The organism is uncultured Bradyrhizobium sp. (genome assembly GCF_936928535.1).
Taxonomy (GTDB): Bacteria; Pseudomonadota; Alphaproteobacteria; order Rhizobiales; family Xanthobacteraceae; genus Bradyrhizobium.
In genome coordinates this window covers 50,657-65,991 of the sequence record NZ_CAKZHY010000122.1, presented here as the reverse complement: position 1 = coordinate 65,991, position 15,335 = coordinate 50,657, and the positions used below count along the sequence as shown (strand labels likewise).

Genomic DNA, 15,335 nt, shown 5'->3' with positions numbered 1-15,335 from the left:
GTGCGCCAACTACTTCAGAAATTCAGGATATCAAACCTAATGCCATCACGCTTTAGCCTTCAACGACCGGTAGGCGCCGGCAAGCTGGGTTTCGATGGCGACCCAATCGGCCTCGGTAATCCACTCACCGCGCCCGTCGCGATAAGCCATCGCTTCAGCCCGCGCGATCCCGAACTGCCTGATGTCGACGTCCTCGGCGCTCTTGCCATAGGTCAGCGCCGCCACGCGCGCGATGGTCAGGCCATAGTCCCGGGGACCTGAGGCCTCGCGGCGCGCCTGCCACCAATCGAGCTCGAAACGGGCCGCCTCCTCGACGTCGAACGCCACCGGCGCGGCCGCTGCGGAATCGCGGTAGTACGCGACGAGGGCCGGCAGCGCCGCATTAGCCTCCTGCCGTGAGTGCGTCGGCTGAAACGTCCGGGCCGCCTCTGCCGCACTGAGTGCGATGTGCAGGCTCGTGAACGGGGAAAAGCCGAACTGCGTCCGTGTCGAGGCGTAGAGATGGTAGAACAGCGCGGCGTAGCGCTTGTCATAGTAGTCGCGCCACATCGCGGTCTCGAGCCGCGCCATTTCGGCCGGATCAAACGCCCGCAAATCCGCATGGCGCGGAACGCCGGCATAGGCCGCGACAAGCATGGTCGCAGCAACTGCGCCCAACATCGCGTTACCCCCCAAGCTCAGCTTGTGCACGGACATGCAGCCTCCCCCGCGGCTTGGATCCACAGCCATTGTATCCGAACTGAAGCTACGGCTAGTCTGGTGGGAAGTTTTCGGGACCCGTGGCGATCGTACCTGCCGCGGGTCACGACAGAACCAGACCGACGGGGAGGAATGGATGCGCAGATTTCTGCTTGTAGCAGGCCTGTTTGCCCTCGCTGTCGGGCTGCTCTGGATCGGACAGGGCACGGGCACCCTCGCCTGGCCGCGATCGAGCTTCATGATCAACCAGTTGCAATGGGCTGGCTATGGCGCTGCCATGGCCGGCTTCGGGCTGGTCCTGATCTGGCAGAGCAACCAATAAAAGAAACCAGGAAGTGAAAGCATGACATCGAACCGGTTCGATCTCCGCGGCAAGGTCGCGATCGTCACAGGAGGCAATGGCGGCATCGGGCTCGGCCTCGCGCATGGGCTCGCCGACGCCGGCGCCGATATCGCGGTGGTCGGACGCAACGAAACCAAATCGGCCGCGGCCGTCGCCGACCTCAAGGCGCGCGGCGTGAAGGCGATATCGGTCGCCACCGATGTCACCGACAAAGAGGCCGTCGCGGCGATGATCGACCGCGTCGTCCGGGAGCTCGGCCGCATCGACATCCTGATCAACAATGCCGGCATGAGCATCCGCAAGCCGCCGCACGAGCTCGAGCTCGACGAGTGGAACAAGGTGATCGACACCAACCTCACCAGCGCCTTCGTCTGCTCGAAGCTGGCCTATCCGGCGCTGAAGGCATCGGGCAACGGCAAGGTGATCAACATCGGCTCGATGATGTCGATCTTCGGCGCCAGCTTTGCCACGGCCTATGCGGCCAGCAAGGGCGGCATCGTGCAGTACACGCGCGCCTGCGCCAACGCGTGGGCGCCCGACAACATCCAGGTCAATGCGATCCTGCCGGGCTGGATCGACACCGATCTTACCCGCGGTGCGCGGAAGCAGGTCTCGGGCCTGCACGAGCGCGTCTTGGCACGCACGCCTGCAGGACGCTGGGGCGACATCGACGACTTCGCCGGCATCGCCGTGTTCCTCGCTTCGGCTGCATCGAACTTCGTCACGGGCACCGCGATTCCGGTCGACGGCGGCTTCTCGGTCATGGCCTGAGCAAACGTCGCAACTGCACGCAAAAAAGAAGCCCCGGTGGAAGCCGGGGCTTTTAATTTGGTCGTGATCTTTTCTTTGGTCGTCGTTTGTTGCTCAGTAGCGCGCGATCACAGGCGCGTCGAACTTGTAGCTGGCGCGGACGACAGCCCACTGGATGTCGCGCGGCTTGGCGTCGAAGGTGTAGTTTCCGGACGTGCCGCCGAGCTGATAGGTCTGGCTGCCGAAGGCCGCGTAATTGTATTCGAGGCCGACGATCCAGTTGCGGGTGATGCCGTATTCCCAGCCGGCGCCGACGGTCCAGCCGTTGGCCCAGTGAGTCTGACCGCCCGAGCCTTGGGCCACGCCGACGGTGTCGGTGACGTTGAGACGGTTGTTCACGCCGGCATAGCCGCCCTTGACGTAGAACAGGTTGTTCTGAACGGCGAAGCCGGCGCGACCAACGACGGTCGCGAGAACGTTCGCACGCCAGCTGAAGATGTCATCGCCCGCACCGAACGCGTTGTTCACGACGGTGCCTTTGTTGTCGAGGCCGGAGATCGTGCCCTCCATGCCGAACACGTAGTTGTTGGCCTGCCAGTTGTAGCCGATCTGGGCGCCGCCCATGATGCCGGCGCTGCGCTGACGGTAGCCCTGGCCCGGAACGAGGTCGCCGAACGGCGCGCCGACACCATTGTTGATGAATTGCTCGTTGGTCCAGGCGCCGCCGATATGGCCACCGACATAGAAGCCGGTCCAGTTGAACAGCGGTTCGATGTAAGCAGGCGCCTTGGTGTAAGGACGCGCGGCGAGATCGGCGGCGGAAGCAGCGCCGGTCGAAACCAGAGCGGTCGTGCAGGCGAAGGCAGCAATCAATTTGTTACGCATGGTACATCCCGTGTCCTTTGATGGGCGTACGCTCACACGCAGTTCTTACTCAAATTTGAATCAAGAAAGTTAAGACGGCGGATTGGCGCTTGGCGGCCAGCGAATGCGTTTGCGCTGTTGCACGCGCGCAACGCGAACGCCGCAATTTAACGCGGCATTATCCCTACCAAATCGCTACGTCAGGCGACAGGCGAATGCACGTGCTCGGGCCGCACGCCGATGGCGATGAAGTGCGCGGGAATGCCCTGGAGCCATGGCCATGCGGAAATCGCGCGCAGGATCAGCGGCACCTTGAGCGGCTGGCCCCCGCGCTTGAGCGCACCGCTGATGATGTTGTTCTGCACGACCACCTGCATCGCCTGCGTCATCTTCACCGGGAATTCGCGGCGGCGCCTAACGGCATCGAGCTCCTGCTCGGATGGGCAGCCGCGCATCAGCTTCCCGGCGAGCAGGTTAGCGGTCGCGACCGCATCCTGCACGGCCAGATTGACGCCGACGCCACCCACCGGCGACATCGCATGCGCGGCGTCGCCGATGAGAAGCAGGCCCGGCTGCGTCCAGCGCGGCAAGCGGTTGATCGCGACCGTCAGCAACTTCACGTCGTCGAAGCTCTTGACGTCGGCGATGCCGTGGCTGAGGACCGGCGCCATGCGCACGACATCGTCGAGCAGTGCCTGCAGTCCCCTCGCCTTCACCGCATCATATTGACCTTTGGCGATCACGTAGGCGCATTGCCAATAGTCGCCGCGATCGAAGGTGATCATCATCTTGCCGGGTTCGACGCGCGCAAACAGGTTCTCGGTCTCGTCCAGCTTGCGGCCCACGCGGAACCAGAGCACGTCCATCGGTGCACCGATCTCCTCGACGGCAAGACCTGCGCGCTCGCGCACCGTGGAGTGCCGGCCGTCGCAGGCGATGGTGAGATCCGCCTCGATATCGACGGTGCCGTCGGGCGTCTTCGCGCGCACGCCGGCAACGGTGTCGCCGCGGCGGATCAGGTCGATCGCCTCCGCGCTCATCAACACCTCGAGCGAGGCGAAACGCTTGCCGGCCTCGCGCAGGAAATTGAGAAAATCCCATTGCGGCATGAAAGCGATGAAAGGGTATTTCGTCTTCAGCCGGCTGAGATCGGCGATCCGCACCTTGGCGCCGCCGAACAGGCCGTCCATCTTTTGCAGGCGCTGATGCGGCAGCTTGAGAAATCCGTCGATGAGGCCGAGCTCGTCCAGCACCTGAAGCGTCGAGGGATGCACGGTATCCCCGCGAAAGTCGCGGAAGAAATCAGCGTGCTTCTCCAGCACCACGACATCGATGCCGGCCCGTCCCAGGAGGTAGCCGAGCATCATGCCCGCAGGGCCGCCGCCGACGATGCAACAGCGGGCTTTGCGGACGCGCGGGGACCGCTGTTCTGGGGTAACTGTCTCCATGACCCGCCCTTCGCTGCTGCATCGCCGGGGCGATTGTAGCGCTAGCGAACGTCGGGAGCATGCTCAAATCCGAGGAACCGCTCAATTGTTGCTGCGGTTAGCCGTGCGAAAAGTCTTCACTTCCGACACGCTGCCGTCGCGGTAGGTCAATTCGACCGACATGAATTGCGTCGCTGGGGGCAGTTTCTCATAGAGCTGCATGCCGGCCGTAATCGCCGAGGGATCGCGGAGATCGCAAGCCGGCAGCTTCAGCACTTTGTCCGGCACCGACGTGTCGATGCCGATCCTCGCCTCGCGGATCGCGCAGCGATACGACAGCAGATGGGAATAGTAGACCAGCAGCCCGTTGAACTGGCGGAACGACAGCCAGCTCGTGGCGGTCATGTCGAGGATCTTGCGCTGGTCGCGGATCAGCGCCGCTTCGGGATCGAACTTGATGGGGAATGGCCCCTGCATGTCGCCGGACGCGTCGACGTAGCGAACCTCGATGGTGCCGGCCTGCGCATCCGGCGGCAGCTCGATCGACGGGTTCGGCAGCCGCTTGCGCGTGCGCGGATCGAGCGTGTCGATGAATCCGGTCTCGCGGAAATCGCCGCTGCCGGCCATGCGCCAGGAGATCCCGATGGTGGGATCGGCGAAGGAGAACGTCACGCTCCAGCCGCCATTGTGCCGAGAGAAGCTCGCGATCGGCGCATTGGTGCTCTCCTCCTTCGGCACGCGCGGCACCGACACCGGCGGCAGCGCTGCGAGCTTTTGCGGCGGCGGATCGGCTGGCCGCGCCGCGGCGGCGGCCGCATCCTTGGCAGCGCCACTGAGGAAGACGTCGTCGACCATCTGGTCGAAATAGACAGGCACCTGCTTGTGCTTGACGGTATCGGCCATCTCGCTGACCAGCCTGCGCGTGTGCTGGGCAACCTGCACGAGATTTTCACCGGGCTGGAGCAGTTCCTTGGCGAAGGTGCGCGTGAACACTGAATTGGGATTGGCATCGTCGTTGGAGAGACGATCGAGCGCGGTCTGGCGCGGACCGGCCGAGAACACCGAGAACACGCCTTCGGGCAGCTGTGTCATCGGCGCAAGGCCCCCGCCGCCGGCGACCGCGCGCGTGCCCGAGCGCTCGAACGGATTGTTGCGGCAGGCATCGAACACCAGGATCGAGGCGCGTGCCTTCTTGTTCTGGAGACGCTCGACGACACGGTCCGCAAGGATCGAGGCGTCGCGCACCAGCTCTTCCTGACCCTCGGTCGCAGCCGGCACGTCGGTCGGCAGCAGATAATTCTGACCTGCAATCTCGAATCCATGGCCGGCATAGAAGAAGAACGCAGTGTCGCCCGGTTCGATCGCGCGGTCGAAGGCCAGCAAGGTCTCGGCAAATTGCTGACGGTTCTGGTTTTCGGCGACCATCACCTGGAAGCCGAGCTGCTTCAGCGTGTCACCCATGGTGCGGGCGTCGTTGACGGCTTTCTGAAGTTTTGGAACGTTCTTGTAATCGTTGTTGCCGATCACGAGCGCGACGCGCTTTTCGGCATGGGCAACGCTGGCGAAACCAGTGAGGCTCGCCGCCAGGCCCAGCGCGGCCAGAATTCCGAAAAACCGACGCGTCATCGTTACATTCCCGTTGCAGAACGGCTCCCCGGTGGCTCCATGCGGCCACCTTGCGCCTTGCTGTGATAGTCGGTTCATCCGTCGCGACGGTTCAACCGATCCGTCTTCCGCAGTTCCATCATCTGCCCACTGGCAGATTCCGCTGGAATCTGCTTTTTCTAGGGCAATTGCGGGCAAGCGAGGGGCTGCCGTGTATCGCTGGTGTACCGACGAAGTCGAACCTCATGACCGCTTCGATTATTGGCGCGAGGTGCGCGCAAAAGGCCTGTTTGGTGTCACGGCGGAGCTCGAGCGCGAACAGCGCACAGGGTTTTACGGGGAGTTCTCGCTGAGCCAGGTCGGCATGGGCGGCCTCGTCGAGCTGAAGGCCTCCCCCTATGCGGTCGAGCGGAGCCCAGCCGACATCAGCTGCGCGCCGGGGGATGCCATCTGCGTCTACCAGCAGCTCGGCGGCGGCGGCTGGTTCGGCGGCATGCGCTCGAGCGATTTCGCCATTGCGAATGGCGGCTTTGCCACCAGCCACACCGACCTGCCATACCGCACCAGGCCGCTGGGCGGAGCCGGGTTTCATCTGCGCATCCTGAAGATCCCCATCAGCGGCCTTGCAACGCAGGACAGGCGCATGCGCGAGCTTGCGCCCAAGACTTTCAACGATGCCGCACTGGCGCCCCTGCTCGATGCCTGCTTTGCCGATCTCGGCGAGACCGCCGCGGTTGAGGGGGCGGCCGACGCCGGCCCGCTGGTGCAGGCGCTCGGGCATCTGGCGCTGATTGAGCGCGGCATCGTCAGGCCGGGCAGCCGGCGCGGACAGGCCGCGCTGCGGACGGCTCGCCTGTCGCTGGCGCGGCGCCTGATCGCACGCCATTTGCAGGACCCGGATCTGGCGCCGGCGCGGGTGGCCGACCTGCTCGGCGTCTCCGTGCGCCATCTGCACATGCTGTTCGAGCTCGCCGAGCGCAGCTTCTCGCAGACCGTGACTGAGGAGCGGCTGAAGAGAAGCCGCCGCCTGATGCGCGAAACGCCGGAGCGGCTGATCGCCGACATCGCCACCGCCTGCGGTTTCGAGAGCCTTGCGACCTATTATCGGGTCTTCAACGCCGCCTATGGCATGGCGCCGGGCGATTTCCGGGCACGGGCTGCAGGGGGCGTTAACCACCCCCTTGAACCACCTTCTCGGCTGCCACGGCGAAAACCCTAGCCGCGCCCGTGATTTGAGCAAAAACCTTAGGGTTTTTAGGACCTTCCCGCGCCTGCTCCATTGACTTTGGCCGATTCCGCCCTATGTTCCGGGTCGACGCGGTTCAGATCGAAAAGCGATTCCTGAGCCTGGCGCTTTGTTCGCGTGAGTCAGCACCCCCAGCTTCTTTGAGAGCGCGCCGTTTCGGGGTGGAACGCGACAGCCTTTTTACCCTCGATTCCGAACGGCGGTTTCGACCAGAGGCTCAATGTCCTTTTCCAATCTCGGACTGTCCGAAAAAGTCCTCGCCGCAGTTGCGGCCACAGGTTACACCAACCCCACTCCCATTCAGGAACAGGCGATCCCCCACGTCCTTGCACGCAAGGATGTCCTCGGCATCGCCCAGACCGGCACCGGCAAGACGGCGGCGTTCGTGCTGCCGATGCTCACCATCCTCGAAAAGGGCCGCGCGCGGGCGCGCATGCCGCGCACGCTGATCCTGGAGCCGACCCGCGAACTCGCGGCGCAGGTGAAGGAAAACTTCGACCGCTACGGCGCCGGCCAGAAACTCAACGTCGCCCTCCTGATCGGCGGCGTCTCCTTCGGTGACCAGGACGCCAAGCTGACACGCGGCGTCGACGTGCTGATCGCCACCCCGGGCCGGCTGCTCGACCATACCGAACGCGGCGGTCTGCTGCTCACCGGCGTCGAGCTGCTCGTGATCGACGAAGCCGACCGCATGCTGGACATGGGCTTCATCCCTGACATCGAGCGCGTCTGCAAGCTCGTCCCGTTCACGCGGCAGACCCTGTTCTTCACCGCGACCATGCCGCCGGAAATCCGGCGCATCACCGAGACCTTCCTGCACAATCCGCAAAAGGTCGAAGTCTCCAAGCCCGCCACCACCGCCGTCACCGTCACGCAGTGTCAGGTACCGGCCGGGCGCGAGGCGCACGAAAAGCGCGAATTGCTTCGCCGCCTGCTGCGCGAGGCCAAGGATCTCCAAAACGCGATCATCTTCTGCAATCGCAAGCGCGAGGTCGCCGTCGTTCATAAATCGTTGCAGAAGCATGGCTTCAGCGTCGGCGCCCTGCACGGCGACATGGACCAGTCGGCCCGCACGGCCGCGCTCGAACAGTTCCGCAAGGGCGAGCTGCCGCTCCTCGTCGCATCCGACGTCGCAGCCCGCGGCCTCGACATCCCCGAGGTCAGCCACGTCTTCAATTTCGACGTCCCCCATCATCCCGACGATTACGTCCATCGCGTCGGCCGCACCGGTCGTGCCGGCCGCACCGGAACTGCGATCTCGCTCGTCACGCCGCTCGACCAGAAGTCGATGGTTGCGATCGAGAAGCTGATCGGCCAGAGCATTCCGCGCGCCGAAGGCGATTACGAAGTGCCTGCAGATTCGGGGGAACGGAGCGACCGCCCGCGCGAGTCCCGCGGCCGCGATCGTGAACGTTCCCGCGGCGGACGCGGCAAGCCGCAGCGCGGTCGCGACCGTGAGCGCAGCCACGAGCCGCGCGAGGCGCGGCACGCCTCCGAGGCGACGCCTTCGTCGGATGCAAGACCCGCTGCCGAAGCACGGACCGCGCGCGAAGCACGGCCAGCACGTGAGGCAAGACCCCCGCGCGAAGCCAGGCCCTCCTCCGAGCCGCGTCGTGGCTCGCGTCCGCAAGCCGACAATTCGCACGTGCCGTCGATCGGCCGTCCCGAACCGCGCCGCCAGCGCGACGCCGATACCGAGCCCGGCGATCACTCGCATCTTCCGGCATTCCTGTTGCGGCCGGTCCGCTCCCCCGCCGGCGCCTGAAGCCGCGATACACGCGTGAGTTGAACGGTCGAGCGTTTACCGACCGTTCATGATCGTCCGTTAGCCTACGAACATAATTTAAGCATTGCTGCGGTCGATGGGCGCACCGACCGCTGTGGGGTATGTTCCGTGGTCAAACTGCTCGACGAACACGAACGCACGATGGCGTTCGCCGAGGTGGCGCTCGGCCAGATCCGATCGCTGAAGCAAACCGCGATTCCCCGTAATTACGAGATCTGGTACGTCTACGCGACCGGCTACAACGCCCCGCTCAACAAGATCATCAACGAGACGCTGGCACGCAACGGCAAGCTGAACGAAGCCGACCTCGAGCAGATCTACGACACCTATCTCTCGCACATCAAAACCACCGACCGTATCGACAAGGTCGGCGCCCGCGTCATCGGCGAGATCGACGACGTCGTCGACGTGTTGAGCGATGCGCTCGGGATGACCAGCTCCTACGACGCGAGCCTTTCGGGCGCGGCAAAGGAGCTCGCGTTGGCCAAGAAGGCCGAACAGATCAAATCGATCATCGAAACTCTCCTCAGCTCGACGAGCGAGATGCGCAATAGCAACAAGGTCCTCGAAGACCGGCTGATCCTGGCCAAGAACGAGATCAGCAATCTCCAGCAGAGCCTGGAAGCGATCCGCGCCGAGAGCCTGACCGACCCGCTGACGGGTCTCGGCAACCGCAAATATTTCGACCGCATGATCGGCATGGCGGTGCAGAGCGCGCTTGCGAGCGGCGAGCCGCTGTCCTTGCTGCTGTTCGACATCGACCACTTCAAGTCGTTCAACGATTCCTACGGCCATCTCACCGGCGACCAGGTACTCCGGCTGGTCGGCCTGTCATTGAAGCAGACCATCAAGGGCCAGGACATCACCGCGCGCTACGGCGGCGAGGAGTTCGCAGTGGTGCTGCCCAACACGGCGCTGCGCCAAGCGCTTACCGTCGCCGACCACATCCGCCGCGCCGTGATGGCGAAGGAATTGAAGAAGAAATCAACCGGCGAGATCCTCGGCCGGGTCACCATCTCCGTCGGCGTCTCCATGCTGAAGCAGGGCGACGACACCGACGCGCTGATCGAGCGCGCGGATGCCTGCCTCTACGCGGCCAAGCGCAACGGCCGCAACCGCGTGATCTGCGAAATCGACCCGGAATTCGCGGTCGAGACGCACAACCGGGTGGCGTGATGCGAGCAGCGCAACCGCTCCCGCTTGACATTCCGGCCTGACGAACAACATCTTCCTCGCCAGACTGCAGCGAGGACGTGTCGTCGTGCCCAATCCTCATGAATTTCATGCGCCGCAACCGTCCTATACCAAGGACGAGCTGCTGAGATCGAGCGAAGGCGGCTATTTCGGCCCGGGCAATGCGCAATTGCCGGCGCCGCCGATGCTGATGATGGACCGCATCACCGAGATCAGCCTGGATGGCGGCGAGTATGGCAAGGGCCATATCGTCGGCGAGCTCGACATCGTGCCTGACCATTGGTTCTTCGACTGCCATTATCGCGGCGATGCGACGATGCCGGGAAGTCTGGGCCTGGACGCGATGTGGCAGATGGTCGGCTATTGGCTCGGCTGGTCGGGCTCACCCGGCAAGGGCCGCGCCATCGGCGTCGGCGAGGTCGAGGTAACAGGAGCTGTCACGCCGCAGGCGCGATCCGTGCGCTACGAGGTCGCCATGCGTATGGTCCGTCGCGGCAAATTGGTGCTCGGCATTGCTGATGGGCGTGTGCTCGCGGATGGTGTCAGCGTCTTCGTCGCCAAGGACATGCGAGTTGGCTTGACGAAGGCCGTGGACTAAGCCTCCACTCGCGTAGGGTGGGCAAAGGCGCCCTTGCGCCGTGCCCACGATCTCACGCGATGACCATCCTAATCGTGGGCACGCTCCGCTTTGCCCACCCTACCGCACCTTTCGTTTGGCTGCCTTCTTGGCAGTCTTCTTCTTGGCAGTCTTCTTGGCGACCTTCTTCGGCCTCGCCATCTTCGCCGCAGTTTTCTTGGCCTTCTTCGGCCGCTTCTTCACCTTGGCGCGCTGGGCAGCCGCGAGCGCCGCCCTCGCCCATTGTGCCAGCTCCTCGGAATCGTCGAACAGCCGCGCCGGCAACTCCCAGTAGGAATTCACCAGCACGGTCTTGGCGCGGGTCGAATATTGGAACGGCTTGGAGCCTTCGGCTTCAAAGTCCGGGATCGTCACCTCGTCGGCGCGGAAGAACAGGCCGGCGCGCAGCGCGAGCGCGAAGTTGACGCCGTCGACGGAGATGCCGTGGCCGGAGAACATTTTTCGGATGGTGACGGGGCCGAAATCGGCGAACAGGTCGATCAGGAATTCGCGGTCCATGGAAGGCGTCCCCAAGCGAGAAAGCCAGCTTTCATAGCACCGCCGTCATTGCGAGCGAAGCGAAGCAATCCAGACTGCCTCTGCGGAGGTAGTCTGGATTGCTTCGTCGCTTCGCTTCTCGCAATGACGGAAAGAAACTACCCGTCGATCTTGGCCGGGCGCAGCTCGACCGACTCGCCGCAACCGCAGGCGGAGATCTGGTTGGGGTTGTTGAAGACGAACTGGGCCTGCATCTTGTCGGCCTTGTAGTCCATCTCGGTGCCGAGCAGGAACAGCACGGCCTTGGGGTCGACCAGGATCTTGACGCCCTTGTCCTCGACGACCTCGTCGGTCGGGCGGACATCATGGGCGTATTCGACCGTATAGGACTGGCCGGCGCAGCCGCCGTTCTTCACGCCGACGCGAAGGCCGACGATCTCGGAATCGGCACGCTGGGTCAGCTCGGTGATGCGCTGGGCTGCAGCGTCCGTCAGCCGCATCACCTGCGGGCGCGGCCGCCGCGGCTTCGGTGTGGATGCTGGTGTGGCCTGTGTCATGTCAGAGATGTGGTCCTTTGCAGAGCAAATTCAACGTAGGAGTCGTCTCACCACATGTTGAGCACGAGGCGGGCCTCGTCGCTCATGCGTTCCGGCGTCCAGGCCGGCTCCCAAACCACCTTGACGTCGACCACGCCGACGCCGGGGACGCTGGCAACCGCATTCTCAACCATGGTCGGCAGTTCGCCGGCGGCCGGGCAGTTCGGCGTCGTCAGCGTCATCTGCACGTCGACCGAACGGTCATCCTTGATCTCGACCTTGTAGATCAGGCCGAGTTCATAGATGTCGGCCGGAATTTCCGGGTCGAACACGGTCTTGAGCCCGGCGATGATCTCGCGGGTCAGACGCTCGGTCTCCTCGGGCGGCAATGCCGAATGGGTCTCCATCGGATTGGCTTTGATTTCGGCCGTGTCACTCATGCGAACAAATCCCGCGCCTTGAGCAGCGCCTGTGCCAGATGATCGACTTCTTCCCGCGTATTATACATGCCGAACGAGGCCCGGCAGGTCGCGGTCACGTTGAACCGCTCTAAAAGTGGCATCACGCAATGGGTGCCGGCGCGCACCGCGATGCCCTGACGGTCGATCACGGTCGCGACATCGTGGGCATGCGCCCCCTTGAGCTCGAAGGAAATCACCGGGCCCTTGCCCCGCGCCGTGCCGATCAGCCTGAGCGAATTGATCTCGCGCAGCTTCTCCTGGGCGTAGGCAGTGAGATCGGCCTCGTGCGCGGCGATACGCTCCTTGCCGATCGAATTGACGTAGTCGATGGCAGCGCCAAGGCCGACGGCCTCGACGATCGCCGGCGTGCCGGCCTCGAACTTATGCGGAGGATCGCCATAGGTGACGATCTCGCGCGAGACCTCGCGGATCATCTCGCCACCGCCGTTGTAGGGGCGCATCGCGACGAGATGGTCGTACTTGGCCCAGAGCACGCCGATGCCGGTGGGACCATAAACCTTGTGGCCGGTGAAGACGTAGAAGTCGCAGCCGATATCCTGGACGTCGACGGGCAGATGCACCGCGCCCTGGCTGCCGTCGACCAGCACGGGAATGCCGCGGGCGTGCGCGATCTTCACGACGTCCTTGACCGGCACGATGGTGCCGAGCGCGTTCGACATCTGCGTGATCGCGACAAGCTTGGTCTTCGAGGTCAGCAGCTTCTCGAACTCGTCGATGAGGAAATTGCCCTCATCGTCGACGGGCGCCCACTTGATCACGGCACCCTGCCGCTCCCTCAGGAAATGCCAGGGCACGATGTTGGAGTGGTGCTCCATGATCGAGAGGACGATCTCGTCGCCCTCTTTGATGCTCGGCCCGCCCCAGGACGATGCGACCAGGTTGATCGCCTCCGTCGCGTTGCGGGTGAAGATCACTTCTTCCGTACGGGGCGCATTGATGAACTGCGCCACCTTGGTGCGACCGCCCTCATAGGCTTCGGTTGCGGCGTTGGCGAGGTAGTGCAGGCCGCGATGCACGTTGGCGTATTCGCTGGTGTAGGCCTGCGTCATGCGGTCGAGCACCGCGCTCGGCTTCTGCGCCGAGGCGGCGTTGTCCAGATAGACCAGCTTCTTGCCGTAGACCTGCATGGCCAGCGCCGGAAAATCCTGGCGCACGCGCGCGACATCATAGGCACCGTTCTTGACTGCGGGATGCGTGGTCATGACCGCCGCTCCAGCCAGCGTTCGGCAATGCCGATCACGTGCTCGCGCAGGCCATCATCGGCGATCTGTTCGATGGCTTCACCGACGAAAGCCTGGATCAGCAGCGCCTGGGCCTGCTTTTCCGGCAGGCCACGGGCCTTCAGATAGAACAGCAGGCTGTCGTCGAGCGCGCCGGCGGTGGCGCCGTGGCCGCAGGAGACGTCGTCGGCAAAGATCTCGAGCTCGGGCTTGTTGTCGGCCTCGGCTTCATCCGAGAGCAGCAGCGCGCGGGTCATCATCTTGCCGTCGGTCTTCTGCGCATCGGGACGAACGATGATGCGGCCCTGGAAAACCGAATGGGCGCGGTCGTCGATCACCGCGCGGAACACTTCGCGGCTGACGCAGTTCGGAACCGCATGGTCGACCACCAGGGTGGTGTCACCATGCTCAGTCTTCTGCAGCAGGTTGACACCGTTGGCCGAGAGCTCGCTGCCCTCGCCGGCCAGCGTGATGAAGCCCTGCAGGCGGCTGACCGCCGCGCCGGTGGTCATGTTGAAGAAGTTGAACTTCACGGCGGCGCCGATGGTGACGAAGTGCGAGGAGACGTTCACCGCATCGGGCGCGTCGTCCATGAGGCGGATATGGGCGACGTCAGCGCCATCACCGACCGTGATGAGAACGGCGTCGTTGACCTGGTAAGCCCCAGCGCTTGCCGAAATGAAGCTCTCGACGATGGTGACGCGAGCGCCCTTCCCGATCGCGACCCGCGAACGGGTGAAGGCGGAGGCGGACGCTGATGTGGCGATGTGGAGGATCTGGATCGGCGTGGAGAGCTGTGCACCGTCGGCGATATCAAGCACCACGCCGTCGGTTGCCATCGCCGCATTGAGCGAGATCACCGCATCGGTGGACGCGGTCTTCAGCAGGCCAGCATCCTTCTCCAACGACTCGCGCAGGGTCTTGAAGCCCGCCTGACCGGCGAGCGCCTTGACGTCGGACAGATCGGGCGCGAACACGCCGTCGACCAGCACCAGCTTGCGGGCGCCGGCAATCGCGTGTGTCTTCACCGCCTCCGCAGCGCGCTTCAGCGCGGCCGCATCGGGCGCGGCTGCCAGCGGGAGCACCTCGCCGACCAGCGCGCGCAGGTCAGTGTATTTCCATTCCTCGATCCGGCGGTGCGGCAGGCCGAGACGCTCATAGGTCCCGAAGGCCTCGCGGCGCGTCGCGATCACGGAAGGCGAACCCGGCAAGCGGCCTTCCGCGCTGGCGAAAAGATCGCTCACCGCGCGGCCATTCCCGGTCTTTGCCACAGCAACGTTCATCGCAACATTCCTTACGCGGCGTCCTCGAACTGGGCGTAGCCGGACGCTTCCAGCTCCAGCGCCAGTTCCTTGCCGCCGCTCTTCACGACACGTCCCTTCGACATCACGTGCACCACGTCGGGCACGATGTAGTTGAGCAGCCGCTGATAGTGAGTGATTACGACCATCGCGCGCTTCGGCGAGCGCAGCGCGTTGACGCCGTCGGCCGCGATGCGCAGCGCGTCGATGTCGAGGCCCGAATCCATCTCGTCGAGAATGCACAGGCTCGGCTCGAACAGCGCCATCTGCAGCACCTCGTTGCGCTTCTTCTCGCCGCCGGAGAAGCCGACATTGACGCCGCGCTTGAGCATGTCCTGCGGGATGTTCAGCGACTTCGAGACCTCGCGGACCTTCTTCAGGAAGTCCGGCGTCGAATATTCGCTCTCGCCACGCGCCTTGCGCTGTGCGTTGAGCGCGGTGCGCAGGAACGTCATGGTGGCGACGCCGGGAATCTCGACCGGATACTGGAACGCCAGGAACACGCCCTTGGCGGCGCGCTCGTCGGGCGACATCTCCAAGAGGTCCTCGCCCTTGAACAGGATCTGGCCGTCGGTCACCTCGTAGCCCGGCTTGCCGGCGATCACGTGCGAGAGCGTCGACTTGCCGGAGCCGTTCGGCCCCATGATCGCATGGACCTCACCCTCGTTCACGGTCAGTGTCAGCCCGTGGAGGATCTCACGCTCCTCGACACGAACCTTGAGGTCTTTCACTTCAAGCAAAGCCATCTTGGTATCCAGTCTATTCAGA

Annotated in this window: 16 protein-coding genes; 6 read left to right on the top strand and 10 right to left on the bottom strand. The window is 64.2% G+C overall.

Annotation, left to right across the window (positions count from 1 at the left end):
• Window positions 1-45: 45 nt before the first annotated feature.
• A complete protein-coding gene (locus Q0687_RS25290) occupies window positions 46-696 on the bottom strand; it encodes a hypothetical protein (RefSeq protein WP_298882987.1) in 651 nt (216 codons plus the stop codon).
• A 139-nt stretch (window positions 697-835) separates the two neighbouring features.
• On the opposite strand from Q0687_RS25290, the gene Q0687_RS25285 reads away from it, so the two are divergent.
• Together Q0687_RS25285 and Q0687_RS25280 are read left to right on the top strand one after the other, a co-directional pair.
• Window positions 836-1,021, top strand: a complete 186-nt coding sequence (locus tag Q0687_RS25285) for a hypothetical protein (RefSeq protein ID WP_298882983.1) — start codon at window positions 836-838, stop codon at window positions 1,019-1,021.
• 21 nt (window positions 1,022-1,042) lie between these two features.
• Window positions 1,043-1,813, top strand: a complete 771-nt coding sequence (locus Q0687_RS25280) for a glucose 1-dehydrogenase (protein WP_298882980.1) — start codon at window positions 1,043-1,045, stop codon at window positions 1,811-1,813.
• A 93-nt stretch (window positions 1,814-1,906) separates the two neighbouring features.
• On the opposite strand, the gene Q0687_RS25275 is transcribed toward Q0687_RS25280, so the two are convergent.
• The 3 genes from Q0687_RS25275 to Q0687_RS25265 all read right to left on the bottom strand — a co-directional run bounded on the left by Q0687_RS25275 (window position 1,907) and on the right by Q0687_RS25265 (window position 5,709).
• The gene (locus Q0687_RS25275; protein ID WP_298882977.1) at window positions 1,907-2,677 is read right to left on the bottom strand and encodes an outer membrane beta-barrel protein; all 771 of its coding nucleotides are present in this window, start codon (window positions 2,675-2,677) and stop codon (window positions 1,907-1,909) included.
• 179 nt (window positions 2,678-2,856) lie between these two features.
• A complete protein-coding gene (locus Q0687_RS25270; protein ID WP_298882974.1) occupies window positions 2,857-4,104 on the bottom strand; it encodes an FAD-dependent oxidoreductase in 1,248 nt (415 codons plus the stop codon).
• An 81-nt stretch (window positions 4,105-4,185) separates the two neighbouring features.
• Complete coding sequence (locus Q0687_RS25265) at window positions 4,186-5,709, bottom strand: caspase family protein (protein ID WP_298882971.1); 1,524 nt, start codon at window positions 5,707-5,709, stop codon at window positions 4,186-4,188.
• A 190-nt stretch (window positions 5,710-5,899) separates the two neighbouring features.
• Here Q0687_RS25265 and Q0687_RS25260 point away from each other — a divergent pair, with 190 nt between their 5' ends.
• The 4 genes from Q0687_RS25260 to fabA all read left to right on the top strand — a co-directional run bounded on the left by Q0687_RS25260 (window position 5,900) and on the right by fabA (window position 10,512).
• Window positions 5,900-6,907, top strand: a complete 1,008-nt coding sequence (locus Q0687_RS25260) for a helix-turn-helix transcriptional regulator (RefSeq protein WP_298882969.1) — start codon at window positions 5,900-5,902, stop codon at window positions 6,905-6,907.
• A gap of 247 nt (window positions 6,908-7,154) precedes the next feature.
• A complete protein-coding gene (locus tag Q0687_RS25255; RefSeq protein WP_298882967.1) occupies window positions 7,155-8,699 on the top strand; it encodes a DEAD/DEAH box helicase in 1,545 nt (514 codons plus the stop codon).
• A 129-nt stretch (window positions 8,700-8,828) separates the two neighbouring features.
• The gene (locus Q0687_RS25250) at window positions 8,829-9,896 is read left to right on the top strand and encodes a GGDEF domain-containing protein (RefSeq protein ID WP_298882965.1); all 1,068 of its coding nucleotides are present in this window, start codon (window positions 8,829-8,831) and stop codon (window positions 9,894-9,896) included.
• A gap of 85 nt (window positions 9,897-9,981) precedes the next feature.
• Window positions 9,982-10,512: a bifunctional 3-hydroxydecanoyl-ACP dehydratase/trans-2-decenoyl-ACP isomerase gene (gene fabA, locus Q0687_RS25245; protein WP_298882963.1), complete on the top strand. Its 531-nt coding sequence runs from the start codon at window positions 9,982-9,984 to the stop codon at window positions 10,510-10,512.
• A 99-nt stretch (window positions 10,513-10,611) separates the two neighbouring features.
• Here fabA and Q0687_RS25240 read toward each other — a convergent pair whose 3' ends face one another.
• From Q0687_RS25240 to sufC, 6 genes are all read right to left on the bottom strand, one after another.
• Complete coding sequence (locus tag Q0687_RS25240; RefSeq protein WP_298882960.1) at window positions 10,612-11,049, bottom strand: TfoX/Sxy family protein; 438 nt, start codon at window positions 11,047-11,049, stop codon at window positions 10,612-10,614.
• Between the two features lie 137 nt (window positions 11,050-11,186).
• Entirely contained in the window at window positions 11,187-11,585 is a 399-nt protein-coding gene (locus Q0687_RS25235; RefSeq protein WP_018323036.1) for an iron-sulfur cluster assembly accessory protein, read from the bottom strand.
• 47 nt (window positions 11,586-11,632) lie between these two features.
• Window positions 11,633-12,004: an SUF system Fe-S cluster assembly protein gene (locus Q0687_RS25230; protein WP_092229105.1), complete on the bottom strand. Its 372-nt coding sequence runs from the start codon at window positions 12,002-12,004 to the stop codon at window positions 11,633-11,635.
• Window positions 12,001-13,248, bottom strand: a complete 1,248-nt coding sequence (locus Q0687_RS25225; protein WP_298882951.1) for a cysteine desulfurase — start codon at window positions 13,246-13,248, stop codon at window positions 12,001-12,003. The genes Q0687_RS25230 and Q0687_RS25225 overlap by 4 nt, the downstream gene beginning before the upstream one ends.
• On the bottom strand, window positions 13,245-14,549 hold the full coding sequence (gene sufD, locus Q0687_RS25220; protein WP_298882948.1) for a Fe-S cluster assembly protein SufD: 1,305 nt from the start codon (window positions 14,547-14,549) through the stop codon (window positions 13,245-13,247). The genes Q0687_RS25225 and sufD overlap by 4 nt, the downstream gene beginning before the upstream one ends.
• A gap of 11 nt (window positions 14,550-14,560) precedes the next feature.
• Complete coding sequence (gene sufC, locus Q0687_RS25215; RefSeq protein WP_237858011.1) at window positions 14,561-15,313, bottom strand: Fe-S cluster assembly ATPase SufC; 753 nt, start codon at window positions 15,311-15,313, stop codon at window positions 14,561-14,563.
• Window positions 15,314-15,335: the final 22 nt, after the last annotated feature.